The organism is Desulfobulbus alkaliphilus, assembly GCF_016918545.1.
Classification (GTDB): domain Bacteria; phylum Desulfobacterota; class Desulfobulbia; order Desulfobulbales; family Desulfobulbaceae; genus Desulfobulbus; species Desulfobulbus alkaliphilus.
On record NZ_JAFFQC010000170.1, the window covers coordinates 1 to 475 of the forward strand.

Sequence of the window (475 nt, forward strand, 5' to 3'; positions counted from 1 at the left end):
CTCCAGCTCGTAGATGGCCTCGGGGCCGGTCTTGCACATGTATTCAATCGCTTCCTGGTCACCGATGTAATCGGAGCCCTTGACGGTGTCATACATGTGCCACTGCCAGTTGTCGTCATGGGCATTGCCCAGGGCGACCGTGATCCCGCCCTGGGCGGAAACCGTGTGGGAACGAGTCGGGAAAACCTTGGAAAGCAGTGCGCAGCTCTTGCCGGACTGGGCAATCTGCAGCGCGGCGCGCATGCCGGCACCCCCGGCACCGATCACGACCGCATCAAATTCACGAGTTGGAATAGTCACCTTACACACCCCACAGCACGACGAAACCCGTCATCAGATAGACGAACAGCACCACCACCAGCGCAAACTGCAGCGCACCGCGCAGTCCGACCGGCTTGATATAGTCGGTCAGCAGCTGCCACAGACCGATCCAGGCGTGGATCAGGACGCACAGGAGCGTCAGCAGGGTGAAGAC

Annotated in this window: 2 protein-coding genes; both read right to left on the reverse strand. The window is 60.6% G+C overall.

What is annotated here, in order from left to right; all coding sequences use genetic code 11:
* On the reverse strand, window positions 1-300 hold a 300-nt coding region (locus JWG43_RS17935; RefSeq protein ID WP_338033287.1), incomplete at its 3' end, for an FAD-binding protein.
* A gap of 1 nt (window position 301) precedes the next feature.
* Window positions 302-475: succinate dehydrogenase, hydrophobic membrane anchor protein (gene sdhD / locus JWG43_RS20430; protein ID WP_205244310.1), on the reverse strand; the 174-nt coding region annotated here is incomplete at its 5' end.